31 protein-coding genes and 2 pseudogenes are annotated in these 24,443 nt (G+C 70.7%); 18 read left to right on the top strand and 15 right to left on the bottom strand.

What is annotated here, in order from left to right; all coding sequences use genetic code 11:
* The first annotated feature begins 21 nt into the window (after positions 1 to 21).
* The 8 genes from OHA65_RS02520 to OHA65_RS02555 all read left to right on the top strand — a co-directional run bounded on the left by OHA65_RS02520 (position 22) and on the right by OHA65_RS02555 (position 4,338).
* Entirely contained in the window at positions 22 to 210 is a 189-nt protein-coding gene (locus OHA65_RS02520; RefSeq protein WP_327281399.1) for a hypothetical protein, read from the top strand.
* 86 nt (positions 211 to 296) lie between these two features.
* Entirely contained in the window at positions 297 to 485 is a 189-nt protein-coding gene (locus OHA65_RS02525) for a hypothetical protein (RefSeq protein ID WP_327281400.1), read from the top strand.
* Positions 486 to 568: 83 nt separating this feature from the next.
* Positions 569 to 775, top strand: a complete 207-nt coding sequence (locus tag OHA65_RS02530) for a hypothetical protein (protein ID WP_327281401.1) — start codon at positions 569 to 571, stop codon at positions 773 to 775.
* Positions 776 to 806: 31 nt separating this feature from the next.
* Positions 807 to 992: a hypothetical protein gene (locus OHA65_RS02535; RefSeq protein WP_327281402.1), complete on the top strand. Its 186-nt coding sequence runs from the start codon at positions 807 to 809 to the stop codon at positions 990 to 992.
* A gap of 57 nt (positions 993 to 1,049) precedes the next feature.
* Positions 1,050 to 1,337 carry a hypothetical protein gene (locus OHA65_RS02540; RefSeq protein WP_327281403.1) on the top strand — a complete coding sequence of 96 codons (288 nt, stop codon included), beginning with the start codon at positions 1,050 to 1,052 and terminating at the stop codon, positions 1,335 to 1,337.
* 426 nt (positions 1,338 to 1,763) lie between these two features.
* A complete protein-coding gene (locus OHA65_RS02545) occupies positions 1,764 to 2,375 on the top strand; it encodes a hypothetical protein (protein WP_405761002.1) in 612 nt (203 codons plus the stop codon).
* Between the two features lie 508 nt (positions 2,376 to 2,883).
* Positions 2,884 to 3,225 carry a hypothetical protein gene (locus OHA65_RS02550; RefSeq protein ID WP_327281405.1) on the top strand — a complete coding sequence of 114 codons (342 nt, stop codon included), beginning with the start codon at positions 2,884 to 2,886 and terminating at the stop codon, positions 3,223 to 3,225.
* Between the two features lie 324 nt (positions 3,226 to 3,549).
* On the top strand, positions 3,550 to 4,338 hold the full coding sequence (locus OHA65_RS02555) for a VOC family protein (protein ID WP_329312452.1): 789 nt from the start codon (positions 3,550 to 3,552) through the stop codon (positions 4,336 to 4,338).
* Positions 4,339 to 6,270: 1,932 nt separating this feature from the next.
* Here the strand turns inward: OHA65_RS02555 and OHA65_RS02560 are convergent.
* A pseudogene (locus OHA65_RS02560) lies at positions 6,271 to 7,183 on the bottom strand (helix-turn-helix domain-containing protein).
* 341 nt (positions 7,184 to 7,524) lie between these two features.
* On the opposite strand from OHA65_RS02560, the gene OHA65_RS02565 reads away from it, so the two are divergent.
* The 8 genes from OHA65_RS02565 (at position 7,525) to OHA65_RS02600 (ending at position 11,913) form a co-directional block, all read left to right on the top strand.
* The gene (locus OHA65_RS02565; protein WP_327281410.1) at positions 7,525 to 8,358 is read left to right on the top strand and encodes a S1 RNA-binding domain-containing protein; all 834 of its coding nucleotides are present in this window, start codon (positions 7,525 to 7,527) and stop codon (positions 8,356 to 8,358) included.
* A gap of 167 nt (positions 8,359 to 8,525) precedes the next feature.
* Positions 8,526 to 9,128 carry a hypothetical protein gene (locus OHA65_RS02570; protein ID WP_327281411.1) on the top strand — a complete coding sequence of 201 codons (603 nt, stop codon included), beginning with the start codon at positions 8,526 to 8,528 and terminating at the stop codon, positions 9,126 to 9,128.
* Positions 9,129 to 9,307: 179 nt separating this feature from the next.
* Positions 9,308 to 9,502 carry a hypothetical protein gene (locus OHA65_RS02575; RefSeq protein ID WP_327281412.1) on the top strand — a complete coding sequence of 65 codons (195 nt, stop codon included), beginning with the start codon at positions 9,308 to 9,310 and terminating at the stop codon, positions 9,500 to 9,502.
* Positions 9,503 to 9,534: 32 nt separating this feature from the next.
* The gene (locus OHA65_RS02580) at positions 9,535 to 9,684 is read left to right on the top strand and encodes a hypothetical protein (RefSeq protein ID WP_327281413.1); all 150 of its coding nucleotides are present in this window, start codon (positions 9,535 to 9,537) and stop codon (positions 9,682 to 9,684) included.
* 91 nt (positions 9,685 to 9,775) lie between these two features.
* Entirely contained in the window at positions 9,776 to 9,997 is a 222-nt protein-coding gene (locus OHA65_RS02585) for a hypothetical protein (protein ID WP_327281414.1), read from the top strand.
* Between the two features lie 12 nt (positions 9,998 to 10,009).
* Positions 10,010 to 10,234 carry a hypothetical protein gene (locus OHA65_RS02590; RefSeq protein WP_327281415.1) on the top strand — a complete coding sequence of 75 codons (225 nt, stop codon included), beginning with the start codon at positions 10,010 to 10,012 and terminating at the stop codon, positions 10,232 to 10,234.
* Positions 10,235 to 10,369: 135 nt separating this feature from the next.
* The gene (locus OHA65_RS02595; protein ID WP_327281416.1) at positions 10,370 to 11,287 is read left to right on the top strand and encodes a DUF6891 domain-containing protein; all 918 of its coding nucleotides are present in this window, start codon (positions 10,370 to 10,372) and stop codon (positions 11,285 to 11,287) included.
* A gap of 176 nt (positions 11,288 to 11,463) precedes the next feature.
* On the top strand, positions 11,464 to 11,913 hold the full coding sequence (locus OHA65_RS02600) for a hypothetical protein (protein WP_327281417.1): 450 nt from the start codon (positions 11,464 to 11,466) through the stop codon (positions 11,911 to 11,913).
* An 8-nt stretch (positions 11,914 to 11,921) separates the two neighbouring features.
* On the opposite strand, the gene OHA65_RS02605 is transcribed toward OHA65_RS02600, so the two are convergent.
* Positions 11,922 to 12,833: a LysR family transcriptional regulator gene (locus OHA65_RS02605; protein ID WP_327281418.1), complete on the bottom strand. Its 912-nt coding sequence runs from the start codon at positions 12,831 to 12,833 to the stop codon at positions 11,922 to 11,924.
* A 121-nt stretch (positions 12,834 to 12,954) separates the two neighbouring features.
* On the opposite strand from OHA65_RS02605, the gene OHA65_RS02610 reads away from it, so the two are divergent.
* Entirely contained in the window at positions 12,955 to 13,455 is a 501-nt protein-coding gene (locus OHA65_RS02610; RefSeq protein WP_327281419.1) for a cupin domain-containing protein, read from the top strand.
* Between the two features lie 148 nt (positions 13,456 to 13,603).
* Here the strand turns inward: OHA65_RS02610 and OHA65_RS02615 are convergent, their stop codons facing one another.
* The 12 genes and pseudogenes from OHA65_RS02615 to puuE all read right to left on the bottom strand — a co-directional run bounded on the left by OHA65_RS02615 (position 13,604) and on the right by puuE (position 21,830).
* On the bottom strand, positions 13,604 to 13,825 hold the full coding sequence (locus OHA65_RS02615; protein WP_327281420.1) for a helix-turn-helix transcriptional regulator: 222 nt from the start codon (positions 13,823 to 13,825) through the stop codon (positions 13,604 to 13,606).
* Complete coding sequence (locus OHA65_RS02620; RefSeq protein WP_327281421.1) at positions 13,825 to 14,310, bottom strand: DUF2975 domain-containing protein; 486 nt, start codon at positions 14,308 to 14,310, stop codon at positions 13,825 to 13,827. Before OHA65_RS02620 ends, OHA65_RS02615 begins: the two co-directional genes overlap by 1 nt.
* 74 nt (positions 14,311 to 14,384) lie before the next feature.
* Positions 14,385 to 14,843: a hypothetical protein gene (locus OHA65_RS02625; protein WP_405761009.1), complete on the bottom strand. Its 459-nt coding sequence runs from the start codon at positions 14,841 to 14,843 to the stop codon at positions 14,385 to 14,387.
* A 119-nt stretch (positions 14,844 to 14,962) separates the two neighbouring features.
* Positions 14,963 to 15,607, bottom strand: coding sequence for a response regulator transcription factor (locus OHA65_RS02630; protein ID WP_327281423.1), 645 nt, complete (start codon positions 15,605 to 15,607; stop codon positions 14,963 to 14,965).
* Positions 15,571 to 16,899, bottom strand: coding sequence for a histidine kinase (locus tag OHA65_RS02635; protein ID WP_327281424.1), 1,329 nt, complete (start codon positions 16,897 to 16,899; stop codon positions 15,571 to 15,573). The genes OHA65_RS02630 and OHA65_RS02635 overlap by 37 nt, the downstream gene beginning before the upstream one ends.
* Entirely contained in the window at positions 16,896 to 17,804 is a 909-nt protein-coding gene (locus tag OHA65_RS02640) for a CPBP family intramembrane glutamic endopeptidase (protein ID WP_327281425.1), read from the bottom strand. The genes OHA65_RS02635 and OHA65_RS02640 overlap by 4 nt, the downstream gene beginning before the upstream one ends.
* A gap of 149 nt (positions 17,805 to 17,953) precedes the next feature.
* Positions 17,954 to 18,529, bottom strand: a complete 576-nt coding sequence (locus OHA65_RS02645) for an SMI1/KNR4 family protein (protein ID WP_327281426.1) — start codon at positions 18,527 to 18,529, stop codon at positions 17,954 to 17,956.
* A 163-nt stretch (positions 18,530 to 18,692) separates the two neighbouring features.
* Positions 18,693 to 19,238 carry a hypothetical protein gene (locus OHA65_RS02650; protein WP_405761014.1) on the bottom strand — a complete coding sequence of 182 codons (546 nt, stop codon included), beginning with the start codon at positions 19,236 to 19,238 and terminating at the stop codon, positions 18,693 to 18,695.
* 2 nt (positions 19,239 to 19,240) lie between these two features.
* On the bottom strand, positions 19,241 to 19,804 hold the full coding sequence (locus tag OHA65_RS02655) for a matrixin family metalloprotease (RefSeq protein ID WP_405761017.1): 564 nt from the start codon (positions 19,802 to 19,804) through the stop codon (positions 19,241 to 19,243).
* A 91-nt stretch (positions 19,805 to 19,895) separates the two neighbouring features.
* Positions 19,896 to 20,297: pseudogene (locus OHA65_RS02660) on the bottom strand (RNA polymerase subunit sigma-24); the annotation flags it as partial.
* Positions 20,298 to 20,307: 10 nt separating this feature from the next.
* Positions 20,308 to 20,715, bottom strand: coding sequence for a YciI family protein (locus OHA65_RS02665; protein ID WP_327281429.1), 408 nt, complete (start codon positions 20,713 to 20,715; stop codon positions 20,308 to 20,310).
* A gap of 206 nt (positions 20,716 to 20,921) precedes the next feature.
* A complete protein-coding gene (puuE, locus tag OHA65_RS02670; RefSeq protein ID WP_327281430.1) occupies positions 20,922 to 21,830 on the bottom strand; it encodes an allantoinase PuuE in 909 nt (302 codons plus the stop codon).
* A gap of 189 nt (positions 21,831 to 22,019) precedes the next feature.
* Between puuE and OHA65_RS02675 the strand changes: the two genes are divergently transcribed.
* The gene (locus OHA65_RS02675; protein WP_405761019.1) at positions 22,020 to 23,030 is read left to right on the top strand and encodes a polysaccharide deacetylase family protein; all 1,011 of its coding nucleotides are present in this window, start codon (positions 22,020 to 22,022) and stop codon (positions 23,028 to 23,030) included.
* Here OHA65_RS02675 and OHA65_RS02680 read toward each other — a convergent pair.
* Positions 22,971 to 24,314: a DUF3533 domain-containing protein gene (locus tag OHA65_RS02680; RefSeq protein WP_327281432.1), complete on the bottom strand. Its 1,344-nt coding sequence runs from the start codon at positions 24,312 to 24,314 to the stop codon at positions 22,971 to 22,973. The genes OHA65_RS02675 and OHA65_RS02680 overlap by 60 nt on opposite strands.
* Positions 24,315 to 24,443: the final 129 nt, after the last annotated feature.

Here is a 24,443-nt window from a genome sequence, read left to right on the forward strand (position 1 = left end):
GGCCCGAACCAAGGAGCCCCCATGGACAAGACCAGAACCCCGGTACCCCACTCGCTCCCCCTTCAGGCACCGCCGGTCTCCCGCGAACCGTCACAAGAGCCGCAGGAGCGGCACAACGGCTACGGCGTGGAGGCGGCCCGCTCGGGCTGCGCGGAGCTGTGGGGACCTGCACGGCAGATGTGTTACGCGCAGCGGGCGCAAGCGCTCTGAGTGCACCTCAGAGGGAGCAGTACGACGAGACGAGCCTCCGGCGGGAAACCGCCCGCCGGCCAGTCACCAGGTGAAAGGTGAGAAAGATGAACGAGCCATTTGCGCGGCGTGAGGAGAGGTCGGCTCCGTCCGGCACTCCGCTGACGCCGTTCCAGACCCCCGCCATCGACCGCGACCCGACCGGGCCCAAGGGCTCCGGCGAAGGCGTCGACGGTGTCGAGGCCAACTTCGGCCTGGGTGACATCTGGAACATCGCGAAGAAGGTCCTCTTCTAGGGACCGCCATGCAGCATCCGTCGCAGCGGTGGCGGGCGCGTGGGTCCCCCGCCACCGCTGCACCGTCCTGAGAGGACGCCGGGATGAACAGAGAGATCCGGCAGAGTGCAGCGTCGTCCGCCACCCCGCGGACGCCGTTCCAGGCGCCCGCGGTCGACCGGAGCCCCACCGCTCCGGCTCGCGCCGCCGCCGACACACCGGGTGCCGAGGCCAACTGGGAAGTTCCCTGGACACTCATCGGCCATGGAGCCAAGGGAATGTTGGACGCCTGGCTCTCCCGCAAGGACTAGTGCCTCCGCACCGCAAGGAAAGGACACGGACATGAACGAAGACTTCTCACCCCGAGCCGGCCCGCCGGCCGTCCTCCAGACACCCTTCCAGGCGCCCGCGGTCGACCGCACCGCCGCTGCCGCGCGTGCCGCGGGCACCGAGAGCGGCGGCGTCGAGGCGGACTTCGCCTGGCTGATCCCTCTGGCCGCGAAGGCCATCGGCTCCCTGTTCGGGTGAGGGCCTCGTGTCGGCGGCGGGTTCCACTGCCGCTGTCGGCGAGGGAAAGGAGGCAGCATGTACCACAAGTCCGAAGCGGGCGCCGCGGATCGCGGAACCCGGCTCAACCTCCCCGTGCTGGGGACGGTGGAGCGCCGTTGGGACACGTACCAGCCCTTCCTGAAGGCGGTGGGTGTCTACCACCTTGAGGAGGACCCCGACGAAGTGGGCTACCTGATGGAGGAGCCCCCGCCCAAGTCCATCTTCGGCTCCGCCGTTGCGGACCCGTCCGCCTCGGACGGTCTGGACGACCGGGGCTGGAGCTGCCCGCCGGCTGAACCCTGTACATGGTTCGGCCCGGTCTAGGGGGTTCCCCTCCCCGGCCGCCGCCCACTCGGCAGCGGCCGGGGAGACCGATGCCCGGACTGCTCCGCCCTCGGCGGGCCGGATGGCGCCGCGGATGTGGGAGCGGGGTCGTCCGTCCGGGCAGATTCCCCGAGGCCCGGGCCCGAGGTGCCACCGCAGTCACGGCGCTGCAGCCGGGCCGGGTGCGAGTCTCCTCTGACTCGGTTCAACGTCCACCGCCCTTCGCCACCTGGTCGACGACGCCCCTCGCGGTCACGGAAGGCAGTCCGTCGGGGCGGACGGCGCCACGCCACTCAACTGACTACGTGACGCAGCACACAGTCACGCGCTGGACCCCAACGGGGGTGGACACGGCATGGCCTTGGCGCGCCCGGTCTACGGATCGGCACCGGCCCCCGCAGCCGTCATGTCAGGAAGGTTCGGAACGTGCTTAAGCGACTCACATACCTGAAGGTGCTCGGCCAGCCACCAACGGACCTGAGCCCAGCGGCTCTGGTCCAGTGGCAGAAGGTCGAGCCGCACGAGCAGGCCTACCGCTTCCGGGTCAACGCGATGGTCGGCGCCCCCCACGTCGACGACGTCATGGCGAAGTCCCGGATCAACTGGCACCGGCACCTGCGCGCCCACGGGCCGGTCGCGGGCAGCCCGCTCGCCTACTTCGCCAAGATCTGCCACCACGAGGCACTGGACCACCTCGCCTCCATCAGGAAGCTCGCGCAGGACTACATCGAGGACAACAGCAAGGCCCTCGAAGACGCGTCCCAGCACGTGCACATCGCCACGAACGGCCTGTCGCTCGTCGAGGTCCGCGACGAGGTCGAGCGCGCCATGAAGGTCCTCCAGGAGGAATTCACCCCGCGCGAGCTGACGACGTGGCTCCTCACGGAGAAGTACCAGCTCGACAGCCGGACGATCGCGAACTTGACGAACTCCACGTCGAGCTCGGTCCGGCAGTCGGTGAAACGAGCCAGGGACAAGCTGGACAGCCCGCTTGTACAGAGCAGGCTCCGCGGCAACTTGGGGCTCGCGCCCGAGTAGTGGTACCTGCCCACGGTGCACGGGCAGGCCGCCGTCGTCTCCAGCCGGCCCGCGCACCCAAGGGAGGGACTACCTGCCTTCCGGTTCCGACTCGAAATGGAGAACTATCGAATGTCCAAGCTTTGGGGGGCACCGAACAACAGCCTGACGCTGTGGTTGACGTCGACGCTGCTCATCTTCATCGCCACGTTTCACCGCGCTCTCGATCACGTAGTGATGTCGGTCATCTCCGACCGGCGCAGCCGCGCCGTGCCGGACACTCTCGCTCGCACCGTCCGCCAGGCGCTCACGGGGTTGCTCCCGGGACACGACAGGCACACGCCCCTAATGGAGCGGCCGTCGCGTAACTAAGGAGTGAAACAGAACACACCAACTGGGCCGGGGCTCTCCTCACGGGAAGAGCCCCGGCCTAGGTGTTTCTTGATACCGGTTCAGACAGCCGGTCTCGCCCGCTCGTCCTCGGCTACCAACCGCGAGCGGGGAGTCCTTCGGCATCAAGGAAACCCTAATGAACAGCTTGCCGTCCAACGGCTTCAACCGCGAGACGAACCCCGACTTCGACACGATGAACACGACGTACGTCGAGATGCTCGACCAGTTCGAAGCCGACATCGACCTGCTGCGCCGCGCCGCGCGCCGCCGGCGAAAGGCCCTGCGCCGTCAGACCCGCCGCGAGGCCGTGGCGACCCTGGCCGTCTACGGCAAGCCGGCCATGGTGATGCTCGGCACCACCTTGTTCATGACCGGCATCGCCATGCTGATGGCCGGCCAGCCCGCGACCGCGATGGACATGTTCAACCTCGCCCTCACGGCCTGGAGCGGCGCCTTCTCCGTACCGTCGCAGCCGTAACGTCGGGCTCGTCACGCAAGGCCCCGCAGGGTGAGGACGGTGATCACCTCCTCGTCCCAGGCGGGGGCACTGGCAGCACCCGGAACGCAAGGAGCCCCTGCTCCAGCTCGACCATCGGTCGGCGGGAGCGGGGCCCTTTTGTCGTTCGCGTCGCCCAACACGGAGCCGGGCTGCGGCGGTGCTGGTCACGGCGGCGAGCGAATTCTCGCCGAATGGCTGAACCAAATCGTCCGGTGCGCCCCTCGGGGTGGCGTCCGCTGCCAGGCTGACGTCAGGCTGCCGGGCCGCCGGCCCGGAGAACGCCCCACGCGACAGGAGCACCTCATGCTGACCTCTACACAGGTTCCGGGCGGACTGAACTGGCTCGACCTGGGAACCCCCGACATCGACGCGGCCGTCGCCTTCTACCGGGGCGTGTTCGGCTGGGAGTTCGTCTCCGCGGGACCGGAGGCCGGGGGCTACGGGTTCCTGCGCAAGGACGGCCGGACGGTGGCGGCCGTCGGCCCGCTGGCCGAGGAGGGCACGAGCTCCACGTGGACGGTGTACTTCCGCACCGTGGACGCCGACGCCACCGCCAAGGCTGTCGAGCAGGCGGGCGGCTCGGTCCGCTTCCCGCCGACGGACGTCTTCACGGCAGGGCGGATGGCCGGCTTCACCGACCCGGAGGGCGGCGAGTTCGCCGTGTGGCAGGCAGGGGACACGGACGGCCTGGAGCTCGTCAACGAGCCCGGCAGCGTCAGCTGGATCGAGCTGTACACCACCGACGCTGCGGCGGCGAAGGAGTTCTACGGCAGCGTCCTGTCGTGGGAGACCCGGGACATGTCCATGGGCGAAGGCATCGTCTACACCATCGCCGGTCCCGCCGGCGGCGGCGCGCAGACCATGCACGGCGGCCTCATGCAGCTGCCCCAGGAGAACCTGGACGCCGGATCGACCTCCGAGTGGCACCCGTACTTCGAGGTCGAGGATTGCGACGCGACGCTCTCGCGGGCCTCGGAACTGGGCGCCACCGTCATCATCCCCACCATGGACGCCGAGGGCGTGGGACGCTTCGCGATGGTGCTCGACCCGTTCGGAGCCCCTTTCGCGATCATCACGAGCCCCACGGCCTAACCCGCCGACAGCCTGCCGGACCCACCCGGCAGGTCGCGTTCGACAGGTCGACGTTGGCGCCGTTACCCGTTGCCGACGGAGGCGCGGTGCCTCTCCTCAACCGAATGGTGACCCAAGTCCCGGCGGCAGAACCACCCTGTACCACTGACACCTGCCCGGCGCCCTGGCCAGCAGCGCGCTGGGGCTCCCGCCCCCTTGTCAGTCCCGCGTGAAAGGCTGGCAGCGATACCAGGACGTGGATCGGAGAGCAGCCGGGTGGGTTTCGAGGGTGAGGTCTGGCGACGAGCTGGCTCTGCTTCTGGCGCGGTACCGGCAGGCGCCGGGTGACGCGAGGCGCCTGGTGGGCGAGCTGCGGTTCAGCGCCGGGGCTCGCTACCGGGTTGAAGGCCTGGACTACTGGTTCCGATGGCGTCCGTGCGGGTGAGGCCGCCGTTGATCACTAGATTTTGGGTGGACAACCAATGATCATGCGGCGGCTTCGGACGCCCGTGTCGCACCTGCGCACTGGCGGGAGGCATAAGAGGGTGAGGCGGATTGCGGACCGGTTCGCCCGAGTTGAACCCCGCCGCCGGGTGCGGCGATTGGCTTCCGAGCTGCTGTCGGACCGCTGGTAAGTGCCTGACCGGGCTGGACGAGCACCAGCGCCGAGTGCTGCAAAGCAACCGTCGGTCTCGCCCCATTCCTGATGCGGACGTACAAGCCCCACCCTAGAAGGGTCGCTCTACGGAGTACCCGTCCTCGCGGAGCGGGGGACTCGGTCTTTGCGCCGGCAGCTCGCTGTTGGGAACGGCAGGTTCTCCTGTAGATGAGGCGCCGAGTCGAAGCGGTCCCAGGCCGTGGTGCGCTTGCGCAGGAGCATCAAGCGGGTCGGCCGGCACCGGGGAGGGCGGGCGGAGCGGGTTCTGCAGGATCGGGAGCCGGCTCACCCCATGCCACCGAAACGGGTCGGGCGAGCCTTGCGTAGGCCGATCACCGAAAGGTACTGGTCACCAACCTCGGCAAACAGGTCCTTGGAGGCCGCCAGCTCTTCCAGGATCCGCCTCCGCCGTAACTCCTGCTGCGGCGTACACGCGGGCAGCCGGCCCGATTCCTCCACAGGGGGGCGCTGCCGCGGCACCGGGACGCAGTCGACGACGCCATCGGCGGTGTGGGGGTTGTCCGGCGGCTATGTCGTTTCGAGCACCATGCACTTCAAGCAAAGCCTGGCCCGGCGCCTGCTCACAGGGGCACCTTCTGGATGTCCCGTATCAGGGCCTGCCTCTCACGCCCGGAGCCGAGCCGGACCCTACGTATGCCTGATCGGCATCGACTCCGGTCCACCCCGAACCCACCTGCGCCACACGGCCGGTGATCGGCTCCGGCATCTCGCGCCCGCGGTCCTGCGGGTCCACGTACGACGTACCCGAGACCAGATCGCCGACCCGGTACGGCGCGGTCCGACGCGGTCCGACCATGGTGATCACCGCCCCCCTCTGTGGCCTGGCGACCGGCGCACACCGGATGTCCTCGTGCGCTTGCACACTGGCCAGGAACCGGATCAAGCCTTCCACCTCCCGGGCCTGGAGTTCCCGGCTGGGCCCTCCCTGCGGGGACGGGAGCGAGGGGCTCCCGGTGTCATTCGCGCGGCTCACCCCGCCACCTCTCTGCCAGGGGCCTCTGTAGCGGGAGCAAGACTGGTCCGGTGAGCCGTCCAGTCCGCGCCGCCGCCTTGGGGCCTCAGGAGGTAGACGCGGGTGGCGGTTTCCTCTGGGAGGGACACCACCACTCCGGTGCGTCCGCAGGTGGTGTCGATGGCAAGGCCGCCGCGCTGGGGCCTCCAGTCGCCCGCCGCAGGTAAGGAGCGGCGTGACGCGGCCTGGTCGATGGTCGGTCGCTCAGGCATGAGCAGACCGTAAGGGCCCGTATGTGGGCCGATATGAATCCGGCGTATACCTACAGGTCATCCAGCGAAAATCGCTCCGCCATGCCCCGCAGCTTCTGCCGGGTCAGTTGCCGCTCTGCGTATACGAGCTGCCGGAGGGTGGCACGGGCAATGGGATGGTTGCGCACCAGTTGCGGGGCCAGAGTCTCCGCCCTCTCCAGCTCGACCAGGGCCTTGCGGCGGTTGCCGTCCCACAGCCATGCGTGGGCCAGGTCCATGTGGTGATGCCCCTGCCGGGATTTCGGCAGAGCGGCGATGTGGACCGGATGGGTGTCCCGGTTCAGGCGCAGGGCTTCGCGTTGGTTGGACATCTCCAATGCCACGCTGATCTCGTGGATCTGCACGTTCCCATGGAGAACGTGAGCGAGTGCCGGTCAAAGGGGGTGGGGCCCACGTGGGCATGGACCCGGTCGGCGGCCTCGACAGCGTGCCGCATCCGTATCCGGGTCTCCCCCGCATTCCCGTCCCGCGCGGCGGACACCGCCGACCGCAGCTGCAGCGAACCCCTCACCCGCAGGGCCAGCGGCTGCCCGTCGTCGTAGAGTTCCTGGATACCCGCCAAAGCCTTGTCCGCCAGAGCGAGGGCGTCGCCGTAGTCGGCAGTGGCCCACATGTCCCACACCCGCATCCAGTCCGCCACGGCCGGCAGGAGCGGATCCCCGGAACGCTGGGCCGCCCATACGACCCGCTCGCATGCCAGAGCCACCAACTCGGGCTGACCGAGGGCGTGCGCGGCGGTGTGAGTGAACTTGCAGGCCACGGCGTACACCGCGTGGCGCGGTCGAGCTCGATCTGACCCTTTTCGACTCGGGAAACCCAGGCCTGGGTCTTCCCGACCGCGGCTGCCAGATCGGCCTGTGTCTGGCCCACGCTCAAGCGCTGCCGGCGAATCCGCTGCCCGATGGCCTCTTGCTCCTCAAGCATCCGGAACTCCCTTCTCGGGTCGACACCTTGGACGGTACTCGCACGACTCCCTTGGCGGAGCATCACTTGGTGGAACGCGGCTTGGCAGCCTGCTGGCGTCCGACACCGCTACAAGACGATGGTTTCAGCTCCCCGGGCGGCCCGGAGACGGGGTCAGATTGAGTCCGCGGACAAAAGTCGGCCTCTTCAGGAAGCAGCGGCAGAGGCCTGGCCTGCAAGCGTTGCTCTTGCCCCACATCGCCGCCAGAAGGCTCCGCCTGTCAATCGCTGCCAGCCGATGCCTCCCGACCATGGCGATCTCCCGTACACGGGGCCGTGGCCCTCGTGAGAGGTTGGGCAGCATGAGCGCTGGGCTGGACGATCAGGCTGCACGGGAGTTCTTGGCATCGATCCGCGTCGGTGACCTCTACCGCGGGACGGTTGCAGAGGTCGGCCGATCGCGAGGGGTGGCGGTGACCCTGGACGGGTTCTCCACGCGCCCGCTGGGAAGGGTCAGCCCCTTGGAGGTGTCGTGGCGGCCGTACCCGGCCAGTCCTCTGCAGGCCGGTCAGAGGGTCACGGCAGAGGTGACCTCCGTTGATCTGGAGGAGAGGGTCGCCTGGTTGTCGATGGCGTCCGCCGAGAACCCTGAGCTCTGGGCTTTTCTGAAACCCCTTCGCCCTGGCGAGATCCTTTGCGGCACGGTCGCTGCCATCGAGCGGTTCGGAGTGTTCGTGGCGATGGACGAGGGCCCCGATCACCCGGTCTTCCCGGGCGTCGGATTCATCTCGATCCCCGAACTCTCCTGGCAGCGCTTCGAGGCGATATCGGACGTCATCCAGGTCGGGGAACGCGTCTCGTGCGAGTTCCTCTACTTCGACACGTGGAACGGGGAAGCCAGGCTGTCCCTGCGAGCGATGCAGCCGGACCCCTTCCAGACCTTCGCAGACAGCCACTCGGTGGGTCAGACGGTGCGCGGCCGGGTCACCAAGCTGGTCCCGTTCGGTGCTTTCGTTCGGGTCGCCGACGGCATTGAGGGACTGGTCGATCTCCGAGAGCTGGCGTCGACACCTGTGGAAGCTCCGGAGGAACTGGTTCAAGTTGGCGACGAGGTCTCGGTCGCCGTCATCGATGTCGACCGAGAACGGCGCAGGCTGTCCCTGTCCCGACGCCAGGCCGCGGCCGACCTCCGCTGAACCGGGCTCACGGGGACCGGCTCGACTTCCGCAACGGGTACTTTCGCGGCCGGCTTCGGGAGGACCTCGGGGATCCGACTTTTGTCCGCGGACAAGAGTCGGGCTGCAGCACGTGCGCGCCGGATCTCGTTCGACCGGGGTGGGCCGGGGCTGGCAGGGTGTCGACCATGTCTTCCGAGCCTCCGCGATCCCGACCGGTCCGCCACCACGACCACGGCCAGTGGCTCGGCCGGTTCACCGATCGGGTGCTTGTCGTCTGCCCGCGGTGCGGGGGCCGAGCGGTCGTCCTGCCCCTGCCCCATCTGGAGAACCCGAAGTACTTCAGCTCCCTCTCCTTTCAGCCCGGCCGCCTGACCTGTGCTGGTTGCGGCGCAATCGCCGCATGGGCGGCCGGCGAGCGGGGTGGCGCTCTGGCCGGTGTCGTCCCCGGCGGTACCAAGGATTCCTTCGTCCGGCAGCCGCTCTGGCTACAGACGCGATGCGCGGGACGGATCTTGTGGGCCTACAACGAGGAGCACGTCGAGGCCCTCGCTGCGTATGTGGGCGCCCAGCTCCGTGAGCGTTGCGCCTCCCCCACGATGGCGATGTTCGCCCGGCTTCCGGCCTGGATGAAGTCTGCGCAGCGCCGTGACGAGGTACTGGCTGGCCTCGCCGCCCTTGGGAACCTCGCCCAGCTCTCGGCCCCCGCCGACCGCTCCGACGCGGCCCACGAACGCGGTGGCCGCCCGCGCCACCACGGCGCTGCGCTCTTCCGCGGCGGCCCGTACTGAGGCGCTCCCCCGTACCGCCGCCGCGGGATTGGAGGACCGCCTTGCAGGTGTCGTGCCTGAGAAGGCTGCTCCCCCAACGACCTGAGCGCGGCGGCCACGGCTCGTGCTGTGCGAGATCATCCGCCAGGGTGGCCACACGGCAACAGCCCGGTGGACCGAGGGCATGGAGGTGGGGGATTGTGCGGTTCTTGCTGGCCGAGCTGGACCGAGATGCCGTCGACCGGTTCCTGTCGGCTGTCGACGTGGCGATGAACAGCAACACGTTGTTGTTGAAGGTCGACGCCGGCCATTCGCTGACTGGCGGCAATCGGCAGGAACTGCTGGACGCGTACCTACGAAGCGACCTGTTCGAGCAGATGATGCGCGAGGCGTGATGGGGCCCGAGCGGGGGTGGGCGTTCGCCTCTGTGGAGCCTGACTTCCTGCGCTCTACGGAGTACTACACGGAAGAGATTCCCCTGTACCCCGTGTACTTCGACGGCTCCGTGAGCGATACCGCCACGCTCTTCCACTGCGGGCCGGTCTTCTACCTGCTGCTGACGAACGGCTCACCTTAGCCATGGTCCGACTCTTGTCCGCGGACAAAGTCTGCCCGTCGTCGTTCACGGCATGGCAGCATGTGCCGCATGACTACGACTAGAAAGGTCCATGCCACGTAGACGGCCGGGACACCTCCGGGTGGCGTTCCCGCAGCAGCGCCGGACACACGCTTCGAGGCCGGGCATCGATGGTCTCTCCGGGCGGGCGGTGGCGGAGGTCGCACGCCTCGAACACACGCGGAACTACCTGGAGCCAGGAGACGTCATCCTGGCCCTGGACCGGTGGAAGCAGTACGTGCGCGGCCCCGAGCGCCGGCTGTGGGACGAATGAGAGTGGGGCAACGTGCACTGGTACTGCTGCGGCAACCCCCTGGAAGGCCGTGCGCTCCTCGACCGGGTGCTCCTGGCCATGACACCTCGGAGCGCCCGCGAACTCCGGGCAGTCCTCATCAAGTACGACGCGCTCTGGATCACCCCGTACCCCGGGCTCGTGGCCGGTGGCGCGATCACCGCCCACGCAGTGTCAGAAATCTCCCCATCCCTCACGACCGGAACGCCGATCCGATGATCGGAACCCCCAGAAGCTGCCGTCAGACCTCGGCCGCTGACCACCCGTGAACAGGGCTGGTCGAGCTGTCGCAGCAGCAGTTGCGTGCCTGGTCCTGGGACGTCCGCTGTCAGAAGGGTGTGTCAGAGTCTGCACATGCTGGAGATCGTGGTGAAGACGGAGAACTGGGAGCGGCACGTCCGTGTGTCCGCCGAGGAGCTGGCCGGGCTGGTCCGCCGGATCGGTGGTGATGGTGACCGGTTCTTGGTGGTTCAGCGGATACCCGACCTGCCTGACGTCTTCGCGCAGGTCTGGCACGAGGCCGGCGGCGACTACACGCTGGAGTACCGCGACGGTGCCCCTGACCGGCACTTCCAGGCGATGGCCGACGGTCCCGAGGCCGTGATTGCGGCGCTTACCGGATGGGCCCGCCAGGGGGCCGGATGGGACGGCGGTCTGGCCTGGTCGCTGCTGGACATGGGTCCCGCCCTTGAGGTGCCGCCGCTCGGCGTCGGTGAAGACGAGCGCGCGGAGTTGGAGAGGCGCGTCCGCGAAGCGCTGGCAGGCGGGTACGCCTCGCGCGCCGAACTGGCGGAGCTTGCTGAGGAGTACCTGGTCACCGAGGACCGTCGGCCCGTTTCGCGCGAGCAGGCTGTGGCGCTGGCCGACCGGTTGTGGCTGGAGATGGTCGCGGAGCAGGCCACGTGGGAGGGCGAGACCGACCCTGAGCGGCTGACCCGCGCGTTCACTGCCCTGCAGGATGCCGGGATCACCGCCCGTGAGAACTTCACCTGTTGCCGTAGCTGCGGCCAGTCCGAGATCGGTGGCGAAGGCGGTTCCGGCGCCCGGGGCTTCGTCTACTTCCACACCCAGTGCACGGACTCCGCCGCAGCCGGCCACGGACTGATGCTCCTCTACGGAGGGTTCGACGACTCGGCCGAGACCACTGCAGCCATCGGGCACGAGGTCGTGGCCGCCCTCGAAGTAGCCGGTCTCCACGCCGAGTGGGACCATGACCCCGCCCGGGCCATCACGATCACTCCCCTGGACTGGCGCCGCCGCCTGGTCGGCTAGGGACCTCCCCAGACAGCGCCGTGCAGACGACGGACTTCGATGAGACCGGCCAGGGGAGTGCGCTGAGGGCTCCTGAAACAGTTCGGCTGCCCAACAAGCTTGGAGTGCAGGACCGACCGCGGCTGCCAGTCCCTTCAGGCGTTGATCCGGCAGGCTCGCCCGGCCATGATCTAGGGGTGTTCGACGTGCTGCCGGGAACGGGTCTCGCTCTGCCGCATCGTGCCGGCGTGCTGCGGTTCGGCATGTCCGGGCAGGACGCCCAGTGGGCCGTTTCGACACTGGCGGATGTGCGCGAGACCTGGGTCTGCCGAGCCGGCTGGGCCTTCACGGCCGACTACGAAGGTCTGGAACTCCTCGTCTACGGCGACTGCACGGACCGCCTCGGCCGGACCGACCGTGACGACCACGGTCTCGCAGCCGTACACCTGCGCCGGTACGATTCGAAGCCGACCGGGCCGACCGGGCCGTCCGCCGTGCCCGTGGTCCTCCACGACGTCGACCTGTTCGGGTACCCGGCCGCCGAAGTGCTGGCAGCCCTGGATCCGGGCCCGTACGCCGGTGTGAGCCTGGCGCCCGCCCTGTCTCCGAGCGGCTACCTGCCGAAAGTGCGGCTCGCGGTCAGGTAGGAGCCGGGTCAAGGCCCGGGTGACCCCGTGGCGTCCCCGGGGTGGCCGGTGTCGGTCTGGGCGAGTGCCTGGAGCAGGTGGCGCAGTGGGGGTGCGGGTGGTCCGGGGAGTACGGCCAGGGACGTGGTGAGCGCGAGACCGGTCAACGGTCGTAGGGCTACTCGTGGGACCGGGGGCAGGCCGGCCACCTCGTAGAAGACCGTCCAGGAGGGCGGGCTGGTCCCGATCGCGGTGAGGGTCTCCTGGAAGGTGGTGAACGGCGGACCCAGGAGGGGTTCGCTTCCGGCGGCACGGAGGGCGTCGGTGATCAGGTCGTGGAACGGGGGATTTTTCTCCCGCGGCGCGAGCCTCAGCGGGAGGTGCGCCAGCTGTTCCAGGCTCAGGGCCGACTCGGTCGCCAGCGGATGGCCGTCAGGTAGGGCCACGTACAGCGGGTCGGTCCACACCGGCAGGAGTTCCAGCTCCGGCGCGGTGGGAAGGGCCCGTACGAGGGCGGCGTCCAGGTCGCCGGAACGTACGGCGACCAGCCGCTCGGCGAGGGGCAGGCGCCGAAGTCGGACGTGGAGCCGTGGGGCCGAGCCGGCGAGCGCGTCCAGGAGGCGGTAGATGCGGTCGCCGGGCCCCTGTACGGTGCCCAGGCGCAGGAGGCCCTCGTTGCCGGAGACGATGTCGGCGGCCACCTGCCGGGTGCGGTTGACCGCCCCGAGGACGGCGTGCGCTTCAGGGAGCAGCAGCCCGCCGGCACCGGACAGGTGCACGTGGCGGGTGGAGCGTTCGAACAGGGATACCCCGAGTTCCCGTTCCAGGCGGCGGATCTGCTGGCTCACCGCCGAGGGGACGATGCCGAGCCTCGCTGCGGCCCGGCCGAAGCCGCCCTCTTCTGCAACGGCCACGAAGTACTGGAGCTGCCGCAGTTCCATGCGCCCCCTCGATTGATCACGACTGGTGATTTCTGTAGGCGACAACTGCTTCTGGTCCGCGGCTTCTTCCCGGGCTGGAATGGAACCCGGCCCAGGAGACTCGAAAGACAGGAGCCAGAACATGATGCGGGACAGCGGTGAGGGTGCGGGGGCACTGATCGTTCGGGCCGAGGAGGCCGAGCACGTCCCCTTGCCGCACGGCGGCGGCTTCCGGTTGCTGGCCGACGCCGGCGCGACCGGCGGCGCGCTGGGCGCGAACAGCCTGGTCCTCGGCGAGGGCGCCGACGGTGCCGGGCCGCACTACCACGCACAGTCGTCGGAGCTGTTCTACGTACTGGGCGGCACGGTCCAGTTCTTCCTCGACGGTGAGATGGAGACGGTGGGGCCGGGTGGGCTGGTGGTCGTCCCGCCCCGGATGCCGCACGCCTTCGGCGCCGCTCCCGGTTCCACCGCTGAGCTGCTCGTGGTGCTGACTCCGGGGGTCGACCGGTTCGGCTACTTCCGTGCGCTGGGGCGCGTCCAGTACGGCCTGGACTCCTTCGACGGTCTCCGTGCCGAGCAGGACCGCTACGACGTGCACTTCCTCGATGCCTCGGCCTGGCGGTCGGCACGGACCGGCTGAAGGGGCCCGCCTCCTGTCCGAGGACGACGCGGGAGACGTCGGGGGCGCCGACCGTACCGTCCGGAAGCGGCCGGCGGGCAGGTGATCCGGTCGGTCTTCTCGCCAACGTCGAGTTGGGCCAGGACCGTGCCCGCCGGCCGGCGTGGGTTCATTCCTCCACGGTGTCGTCGGTCTCCCAGCGCAGCAGGTCGCCCGGCTGGCACTGGAGCACCTCGCAGAGCGCGGCGAGCGTCGCGAAGCGCACCGCCTTGGCGCGGCCGTTCTTGAGTACCGCCAGGTTGGCGGGCGTGATCCCTACGCGGTCCGCGAGCTCGCCCACGGACATCTTCCGCCTGGCCAGCATCACGTCGATGTCGACGGCGATCGGCATCAGATCACCTCGTCCAGTTCGGCCTTCATCTGCGCCGCTTCGACGTCGCGCGCGACGGCCTGGGCGAGCAGCATCCGCAGGACGAGCACGATGAGCGCGACCCCCAGGATGGCCAGGCCGATCCCGCCCATGATGACGGAGACGCCCGGGTCCTCCCGCTGGCCGGGCGCATTCAGGGCCGTGACCGTGAACCACAGGAGGGCGACCGCCACGATCGCGCCGATCACGCGGTCCACGTACCGGAAGGCTGCGTGGGAGAACACGGTTCCCCGGCGCACCATCGCCACCAGGCGCCATACGGAGACCAGGGCGACCTGGGCCGCCACCATGCCCAGGACCACGATCACGCGCATCGGGGTCAGCGGGAGCGACTCGTCTTTCGGGTGGGTGACCAACGCCCACACCATCGCTGCCTGTACCAACACGGTGCCGGTGAGCACCACCACGAGCACGGCTCGCAGCGCACCCACTGTCAGCTTTCCCATGACCCATCCCTCCATCGATCTACGATGGAAATCTATTGAATTTCGATAGGTATGGCAAGGAGTGGGTTCGCGCCCTAGCCGTACGGGTTGAGTGCACGGAAGCGGGCGGTGTCGCTGCGGCGATCGAACCACAGATGGGTGGAGTGGCCGCCGCCGTCGCGGTCCAGCTCCCGCGACCGGACCCACTGCGGGTTCTGCGGCCCCTCGCCCTTGAGCGACTTCTCGAACCACGAGGAGAAGTCGTCGGTCGGCCCCTCGGAGACGAAGGTGTGGGCCGCCGTCAGCTCGGCGAGTTTCCCCGGGGCCAGCCGGGCGAAGCCCGAGATCACCAGCTCCGGCGACGGGATGCCGCCCCGGTCGTTATCCCGGCTGCTCACCCACTTGGCGTCGCTGAGCGGGCCGAGCAGCGGGAACGCCTGCTCCAGCGGTGCGGTGTCGGTGTGCCAGTCCCCCTTGCCCCCGCTCGCCACCCGTTGCAGGAGCCACCAGGCGGGTAGGACCGCCAGCCCCAGCCCCATCCCCGTCCCGATCACCGTCCGTCGCTCCAACGCGATCCCCTCCCCTGCCCGACTTCGAGGGCACCCTATCCGGGTCGGGCGCACAAGGGGGTGGTGCCCGCTGGTCACCTCGGCCGGCCGAGACCGGCAAAGGCCTAGCGGCGCAGGTACGCGAGGACGGCCAGGACCCGGCGGTTGTCCTCGGTGGAGGGGGCGATGCCGAGTTTGGCGAAGATGCTCGCGGTGTGCTTGGCGACCGCGCTCTCGCTGAAGTGGAGGGTGGCCGCGACGGCGGCGTTCGAGCGGCCCTCCGCCATCAGTTCCAGGACGTCGCGTTCCCGTGGGGTGAGGGCGGCGATGGTGCCGCGGGCGTCGCCGCGCGACAGGAGCCGGCCGATCACCTGCGGGTCCAGGACGGTGCCGCCCGCGGCGACGCGCCGTACGGCGTCGACGAACTGGCCGGTGTCGGTGACCCGGTCCTTGAGCAGGTAGCCCACGCCTCCGTCGTCGCTCGCCAGGAGCTCGTTCGCGTAGAGCTGGTCGACGTACTGGGACAGGACGAGGACGGGCAGGCCGCGATGGTGCCGGCGGGCTTCGAGTGCGGCTTGGAGGCCCTCGTCGGTGAAGGTCGGAGGCAGGCGTACGTCGACGACCGCGACGTCGGGCTCCTCCTCCACCAGGGCGCGCAGCAGGGAGGGGCCGTTGTCGACGGCGGCGACGACGTCGAAGCCGTGCTCCCGCAGCGTGCGGACCAGGCCGTCCCTCAGGAGGAAGAGGTCTTCGGCAAGGACGACGCGCACGGGATCTCCAGGGTCACAGTGGTCGGTCCGCCCGGCGGGCTGTGCAGGGCGAGGCTCCCGTCGAAGGTAGCCAATCGGGCCCGGACGCCGAGCAGTCCGGTCCCCCGGGCGGGGTCCGCCCCGCCGCGTCCGTCGTCGGTGACGGTGACGCGCAGCCGGCCGCCGCCGTGTCCCGCGCCGTCACCGTGGTCGCGGCCGTGGGTGTGGGCAGGGGTGTGGGTGTGGGCAGGGGTGTGGGTGAGGACGATGTCGACGCGGTCGGCGCCGGAGTGTTTCGCCGCGTTGGCCAGCAGCTCGTTGACCGCGAAGTAGGCGGCGGACTCGACCGCGGCCGGCAGCCGTGCGGCCAGGCGGACCTCGACGTGCACGTCGAGGAAACTGTCGAGGGCCAGGGAGCGCACGGCGTCGCCCAGGCCCCGGTCGGTGAGGATCGGCGGCTGGATGCCCCGGACCAGATCGCGCAGGTCCTCCAGGGCCCGCGCGGACAGTTCGCGCACCTCCAGCAGGGCGGCGCGGGCGGCCGGCGGATCGTGCAGCAGGCGCGTCGCACTGTCGAGCCGCATCCCGAGGGCGACGAGCCGGGCCTGGGCCCCGTCGTGCAAATCCCGTTCGATGCGCCGGAGTTCGTCCGCCCGGCCGTCCAGGGCGACGGCCCGGGTGTCCGTCAGCTGCTCGATGCGGCGGACGAGCTCGGTGGTGCGGGGCGCGGCGAGGAGCAGCCGACTCAAGCGGGCGTGCAGACGCAGCACCGGAGCGGCCAGGAGGAGACCGGCGGCCGTGAACGCGAGGCCCAGGACCAAAGCCCCGACCGTGGCGGCGGTGCCGTCCACGAGGACGAACGCGTACCAGTTGCCGTCGCCCAGCAGCCGCCACACGAACGGTTGGACGAACGCCCCGAACGCCCCGTACACCACGAGCGACGGGGGTAGGGCGACCAGCAGACCACCGGCCAGCGGCTCCAGCCACGCCCAGCCCAGGTCCCGCCAGAACCCCGCGTCGGCCAGGACCGCGCGGGCGCCCGCCGCCCGCGGGAGCGGGGCGGGCGGGCTGACCGGCACCCCCGACGAGCGCGCTGCCCGTTCCCGGGCCAAGTCGGCGCAACGGCGCAGCACCCCCGCGGCGGGCGGCAGCAGCCGGTGGCCGAGGCCGACGGGCAGCAACAGCAACGCGCCCACGACGGCCGGCCCGACGAAGGCCACCACCAGACCCAGGAGTCCGGCCAGCTGGCAGCGGCCGACGGCGGTCAGGGCGCGCGCGGTCCCCGCTCTGGAGCGGGCGATGATCGAACTCATGTCCCGTGCAGGGTAGTCGGCGCGGATCCGGCCTCCGACGCGGGTACCGGTTCCGCTGCCCGGGCCGGTTTCGGGGCCGGTGCCGGTACCAGTGCCGGTGCCGGTGCCGACGCGCTGCGCGCCGCCCACGCCAGGGCCACCACCAGGCAGGAGAGCCCGAAGCAGAGCATCGGCGTGACCGCCCCCGACTCCTCGTCCATGAAGAGGAGCAGTCCGAGGTTGACGAGCGTGTGGAATCCGCCCGCGAGCAACAGCCGATGAGGACCGCCCGTACCGTCGAGAGCCACGCCCAGGACGACCGACATGGCCACGGTGGCGACGAGGAAGCCCGCGGCGTAGGCCGGGGCCTGCGCGAAGACCGGTACGTGCCAAGCCCCCCACGCCGAGCCCACCAACACTGACGAGATGATGGTCCCGAACCGGGTCCGCAGCAGCGGCTGGAGGAAGCAGCGCCAGCCGATCTCCTCCCCGCACGCCCCCACCAGCTGCGCAGCCGCGATCAGGACGAAGGGGTGGTGCAGGGCCCCCGGCGGCGTGAAGCCGACGCCCCCGCGGAACGCCCCGTACGCGATCACGGTGAGCGCGACGATCAAGACGGCCGAACCGAGGAGAGCCGCCGCACGCCCGCCGCCCCGGCCCCGACCCCGGCCCTCGCGCCCTCCCCCGCCCCGCAGCAGTTCGCGGGTCCGCCTCCACCGGTACAGGGCGACCGCACCCACCCCGGCAGCCGGCCCGAACTGGGTCAGCTGCACCACCTCGGCGGGCACACCGGTGGCCGGCTGCACCGCCCCCAGTGCCCCGGCCGCCACGAAGGCCACCGCGGTGAACACCCCCGCCGCACCCCACGGCCCGCCGCGCCCCGCGCGCTCCACCCGTTCCACCCCGTGCACCCGTGTCATGACCATCCCGCCCGTCCGTTCGTATCCCTACGCGGACGACGATGCCGGGCGGGGCGGCTCCGGGCACTGCACCCGGCCCCCGGGTCGGGGTGTACCCAGGTCCACCCCGACCGGTCACGGCCGGGGCCCCCGTCAACGAGAGCATCCGGACGGTGTCAGCGCCGGGACGCTCCGAGGATCTGGTCGGCCGTCGCGAAGCGGTGCTCCGTTGGCTTCAGCACTTCGTAGAGGTGGCCGAAATACGCCGTTTCGGCCGTTCCTGTGAGCACCGCCAGCAGGAAGGCCGAGCACCCCGTGTCGTGGTGCTCCCACATCGGGCCGCGCCCCTCGTTGTAGAGCACGGTCCACTCGTCGGGCTGCTGACCGGGTCGCGCCAGCCAGTACAGGAACGCTCCCGTTCCCTCCTCGAACGCCCACGGCAGGACCCGCGCCCCCGCCTCCAGCAGGCCGGCGGGCTTCTCCTCGCCCATCTCCCACAGGTCCGCCAGGATCTCGTCCCGTTCCGTCGTCTGCGCGTGCAGGTCGCACTCTCCGTAGGCGGAGTCGGGGACGAGCAGCCAGATCGTGTCGTCGAAGATGCCGTCGCCGTACGTCTCGACGAGCTGCTTGTAGTCGGCGGGCAGCGCCGCGCCCAGGACACGCTCGGCTCGCGTCCAGTCCACCGCCGGCGGTGGACCGGTGGGCGGCGGGCAGAGGCGGACGAGGGCGTCGACGGCACCGGGGGCGATCATGGAAGGGACGGTACGGGAACCCCGGCCGGTGCCCATGGGCGGGTCGGTGGGCAGGCAAAGACCCGCATCGGCTCCGGCCCGGCCCGGCCCGGCCCGGCCCGGACGGCTGACCCGGACCACCGCCCGCTCCCGCATGGCCTCCGGTAGAGGACGTGCTCCGGGATCAGCCCGCATACACCTCCTCGCAGCCGCTGTTCACAGCGGCCTCGGGCGCCTCGGCCAAGGCCTCCTGCCAGTGCGCCCGTTCCCCGGCGACGCCGCGCTGCACCGGCCGGGCGTACCACGCCCAGGCTTCCGTGTCCGCGGTTCCTGCCGTCGATCCGGACTGGACCGCGATGACGTACTGGCGGCCGGGCTCCAGCACCGCGTAGCGGTCCGGGTCCTCGGTGGCGTACCGGTGCGGGGTGCCACCGTTCTTCACGCCCTGCGTGACATGGAAGACGTCGCCGAATTCCCCCTTGAGCGTCTCCAGCGTCTTCACCCGGGTCGTGAGGTAGGCGCTCCCGCCGTCCTCCCGGTAGCGGGTGTTCTCGACGGCCTCGACGACGGCCATGCTCTGGGACTTCGCCGCGACGACGTCGTCGCGGCTCAGGTCAGGTCCGCAGACGGCGTGCGTGTCGGTCTCCTCGGGAGGGACGGTGAACCAGGCCGCACCGACCGCCAGCAGGCCGGCCGCGAGGCACCCTCCCACCCATGCCTTCGCGCTCATGATCAGCCCCACAGCCTCTTGTAGTTGGCTTTGTCAACGGCGGTCGGCGCATCGGGGTACCGGGCGACCTCCGGCCACATCACGGACTGCACGGCGTCCTTGCCGCTGCCCGATTTGTGGCACAGGCCGAGCGCGTGGCCGAGCTCGTGGGCGGCGACCATCCGACGGGTGGCCGCGTCGAAGGTGTCCATCCGCGCCTTGTTGAAGCGGATCAGGTCCGTCGCCGCCGGCCCTGGATGACGGGACCACACCCCCGCGGCTGCGCTCTTCGCGTCGGAGAAGTCCTCGTAGTTGAGGTCGTTGACGGTCGTCGCCGCATCCGGCGCAATCTTGACCTTCGCGCCGGAGTACGACCAGGCCCTGTTCGCGTGTTGGTACTCGGCCTTGTACTTCGTGCTCGCGGTCCACCGGATCTCACCGTCGTCGACCGAGCTGTCCTGCCGCGTCTCGGTGGCATCACTCCCGGACTTCGCGATGCACGGTGCCGCGCCGGCGGCACGGGTCGGGGCCGGCGCGATGACCAGTACGGCGGCAAAGGCCGCAAGTCCTGCGAGCAGATCCTGCACCCCATCAACGGTAGGGGAGCCGCGGGCGGGGACGATCGTTTCAGCGCGGCCGGCCGGCTGGAACGGGACCCGGTGCGCCTCGGGACCGGCTTCACGAGGGGCCGGCCGCCTCGGCGTTGAGGCGGGCCGCCTGCCGGGTGAGGTGGGTCCGCTCGGCCAGCGTCGGAGCCCGGTGGGCGGCCTCCGCGTAGAGCCGGGCAGCGCCGGCCCGGTCGCCGTCCCGGTCGTGCAGCCAGGCGGCGACGGCGGTGTACCGGGGCAGCTCCGGGTCGAGCCGGGCCAGCGCGGCGAGGCCTGCGCGCGGCCCGTCGGCCTCCCCGACGGCCACCGCCCGGTTCAGGCGGGCGACGGGGCTGTCGGTGAGGCCGACGAGTTCGTCGTACCACTCCACGATCTGCGGCCAGTCGGTCGCCTCGGCGGTGCGGGCGTCGGCGTGCGGGGCGGCGATGGCTGCCTGGGCCTGGTACTCGCCGAGCCGGTCGCGGGCCAGCGCGCCGTGCCGGTCACTCCGTGATCGTGGGCGGCTCGGCCATGAAGGGACGCAGTTCCAGCCACTCGTGGATGGGCCGGCCGCCGGCGCCGGGAGCCGCCGAAAGCTCGGCCGCGAGCTCCAGGGCCCGGTCGTAGGTGTCCACGTCGATCACCATCCAGCCGGCGATCAGGTCCTTGGTCTCGGCGAACGGGCCGTCGGTGACGGGCGGGCGCCCCTCGCCGTCGTACCGGACGAACGTGCCCTCCGGCGCCAGGGCCTGGGCGTCGACGAATTCGCCGGTCTGCTCCAGTTTCGCGGCGAAGTCTCGCATGTACTGGATGTGGGCCGAGACCTCCTGCGGGGTCCAGTGGTCCATGGGGACGTCGCTGCACGGGGCCGGGGCGCCGCGGTAGTGCTTGAGCAGCAGGTACTTGGCCATGACGGTTCTCCTCGATCCGGTCCGACGCGTCCATTCTGGCCGCGCTCACCCCTGGGACGGAGCCGACGCCGGATTCTCGACATCCCCGCAGAAAAATTCTTTGCGGGGCCGGATGAGCGCGCGGGTGGGAGCCGGGACGGCTCCATGGACGTAGCCGCGGATCCCCCAGCGGATCCGGAGGCGGCGGTACTCGTCGTGGGAACGGATCAGGACAGGGGCGGGTGCGTGGCGAGCCAGTGGCGTGCGATGGCTTCGCGGGTGGTGACCCACCCGCCACCGAGCTGCGCCACGTGCCTCAGGAAGCCGTCGAGCGCGCGGATCCGGCCGGGCCGGCCGGTGATCCGGCAGTGCAGGCCGACGCTCATCATGCGCGGGCGGTCGGCGCCTTCGGCGTGGAGGGTGTCGAAGGTGTCCACGAGGTACGTGAGCATGTCGTCGGCCGTCGTGAACCCGTGCACGATCAGGAACTTGAAATCGTTCGCGTCGAGGCTGTACGGGAGCACGAGGTGTGGGCGGCCTGCTGCCTCCACGTAGAACGGCAAGTCGTCCGAGTAGTCGTCGGAGTCGTAGAGGAAGCCCCCTTCCTCGGCCACCAGGCGCCGCGTGTGGGGACTCGTGCGGCCGGTGTACCAGCCCACCGGCCGGCGCCCGACGAGCCGTTCGATCGTCGCGGTCGCACGCGCGATGTCGGCGCGCTCCACGTCCTCGGGCACGTGCCGGTAGTCGATCCACCGCCGGCCGTGGCTCGCCACCTCCCACCCGGCGGCGCCCATCGCCCGCGCGGCGTCGGGGTTGCGCTCCAGCGCCTGCGCGACCGCGTACACGGTCAGCGGTGCCCCGTGCGCCGCGAGCGTGCGGTGGATGCGCCAGAACCCGGCGCGCGAACCGTAGGCGAACAGCGACTCGACGTTCAGGTCGCGCCCGCCCACCACCGGCGGTGCGCCCACGATCTCGTGGAGGTAGCCCTCCGACGTCGGGTCGCCTTCCAGAACGTTCCGCTCGCCGCCCTCCTCGTAGTTGAGGACGAGGCTCACGGCGACCCGGGCACCACCGGGCCAAGCGGCATGCGGTGGCTCGGCACCGTATCCGACGAGATCACGCTGCAGCTCAGACACGGGCCGGACACTACCGGCGGCCCGACGCCCGCCCCCGCAGGCCACGCCCCGCCGGATCTTCGTACACGTCGACGAGCGGGACCCCGGCTCCGCGCCGCCGTTCCGTCTTCCGGGCCGGTCCGGGAGGCCGGTGCGCCCTCCTGGTGGTACGGGCCCAAGGAGAGGCGCCGTCGGGCCGATGGCAGTGCCATGGAAACGCGTTCCCTCGCCGTCGTACGCGCTCTCGTCCACCGCCGGCTCCGCGGAGGGCTTGCCGGGCTGTGCGCCGCCCTTTGGGTGGTGGCGCCCGGGCCCACGGCCATGACGGCCGAGGCCGCCCCGCCGCGTCCGGCGGCGGCTGTGGAAGAGGAGGGCCTGCGGTCGCTGTTCGCATCGGAGAACGGCGGGATCCGCACGTCCGAGCGGGTGGTCGCGGTGCCGTTCAACGCGGCCTGGAACGACGCCGGGCTGGACGGCGTCCTCGACGAGCTCGCCCGCCGGCACGCGCCCGCCACGTTCTTCCTGACCGGCGACTTCGCCGACCGTTTCCCCGAGGTGGTCAAGCGCATCGCGGCTGCGGGAGACGGGCTGGGCAACCACTCCTACAGCCACCCCTCGTTCAAGGACCTGACCGCTGCTGGACGGAGCGGTGAAGTCCGGGCAGCGAACCGGGCCTTGCGGACGGCCGGTGCGGGAGAGGCCCTCACCCCCTACTTCCGGTTCCCTTACGGCAAGACCAGCCCCGCACACATCGCGGGAGTCAACGCACTCGGCTTCGCGGACATCGAGTTCACCACGGACACCAACGGATGGATGGGCACCGAGGGTGGCATGACCGTGGACCGGGCCGTGAGCAGGGCGCTCGACGCGCTGCGGCCGGGAGCGATCCTCCAGATGCACGTCGGCGCGTCCAGGACCGTACCGAGGTGCTCGACGCCCAGGCCCTGCCACACGTCCTCGAAGCGATCAGCGCCCGCGGCCACCGCCTCATCGACCTCCGCGCCCTCCTCACCACGCCACCGGGCCGCCCCGCACCGCTCAGCCCCGTGCCGTGACGGAGACGGCCCCGGTCCGCAGCCACGCGCTGCGGACCGGGGCCGTTCACCCAGTCGTCGTCTCCGCCCGCCTGGACGTCCCGGGCGGACGTCTCGGGCGGACGTCTCAGGCCGTGGCGTTCGCTGCGGCCCCGGAGGACTCGGGGGCTTCGGCCGGGTCCCCTGACTCGGCGGCCGGCCGCGGGATGCGGTGGAGCCCGCGGCGGTCATAGAGGCGGGTGACGGCGAAGCCGAAGACCAGCGCGGCGACGAGGGCCACCCCCATCGCGACCCACGCCCGGGTCAGGCCCGCGTCGGCCTGGGCGCCGTAGTAGAGGATGGCACGCATGCCCTCGGTGATCTGGCGCAGCGGCTCGAAGTGGGCGAGGGCGCGGAAGAACCCGGGCAGCGCCTGGAGCGGCACGGTCGCACCGGAGGAGGGGACGGCCATCGCGACGAAGACGATGGTGGCCAGCAGCATGCCGGGGGTGCCGAAGGCGGCGAACAGGGCGAGGCCGCCGATGCCGACGACGGCGATGGTGGCGACGGAGTAGAGCCACAGCAGGCCGAGGTGGGAGGCGTCCATGTCGAGGATCGTGACGGTGGCGACCTCGACCAGGGTGCCCATCACGAGCGACATGCCGAGCATGAGCGCGATGCCGATGGCCAGCGTACGGACGCGGCTGGTGTGCTGGACGGGCTCGCGCTTGCGGACCGGGCCGTAGTCGGTGTGCAGGTAGCCGAGGGCCGTGTCGACCTGGGAATTGACCAGGTTGGCGCCGAGCATGCCGCAGACGACGAGGACCAGCGCGTAGTAGAAGGCGCTCAGGCCCATGGCGCTGCGGGAGCCGACGGGGTGGCCGTCGGCGACGGTGACGGTCACGGGGTCGGCCAGCTTGAGCTGGGCGGCCGTCGGGAGCGGGGTCTTCTGGGCCGCGGCCTGCTTGAGGAGCTCCTGGCCGAGCTGGGCGGAGGCGGCGTGGGCGGCCTTCTGGGCGGCCTGGGAGGCCATGGAGGAGCCGATGCTGCCGGCGGACTGGTTGGTCAGCACGGTCAGCGTCGGCGGGGCGGCGGCCTTGCCCTGCGGAGTGGGCTGCGGGGCGGCGAGCGCGGTCACCGTGGCACTGAAGTCCCGGGGTATGACGAGGGCGCCGAAGAGCTTGCCCCGGCCCAGCCGCTCGTCGGCCTCCTCGCGGCTGATGACCTGCCAGTCGATGCTCTTGTCGCCCTTGGCGGCCTTCTGCATGCCCGCGACGATCTGCCCGCCCATGTTGACGTGGCGGCCGCCCGCGTCGGCGCCGGCGTCGGTGTTGACCAGGGCCACGGGCAGGTCACGCAGGTTGCCCTTGGGGTTGACGTTGCCGCCGACGTAGAGCAGGGCGAACAGCATCGAGACGACTGCGGCGATGAGTCCCGTTCCGATCCACAACTGGGGTCGGCGGAGCACGGAGGGGTGTGTGGACTGGGGCATCGATTCTCCGGTGCGGCGGCGTGTACTAGCTGGATACTGAAAGTATCCAGTCACTGGATAGTGGCAGTATCTTGTTGTGGTGTCCAATCGCCGATGACGGGTACCGGACCCCGTAACCAGCAGGGAAGC

Source organism: Streptomyces sp. NBC_00045 (assembly GCF_045041095.1).
In the GTDB taxonomy this organism is placed as follows: Bacteria; Actinomycetota; Actinomycetes; order Streptomycetales; family Streptomycetaceae; genus Streptomyces.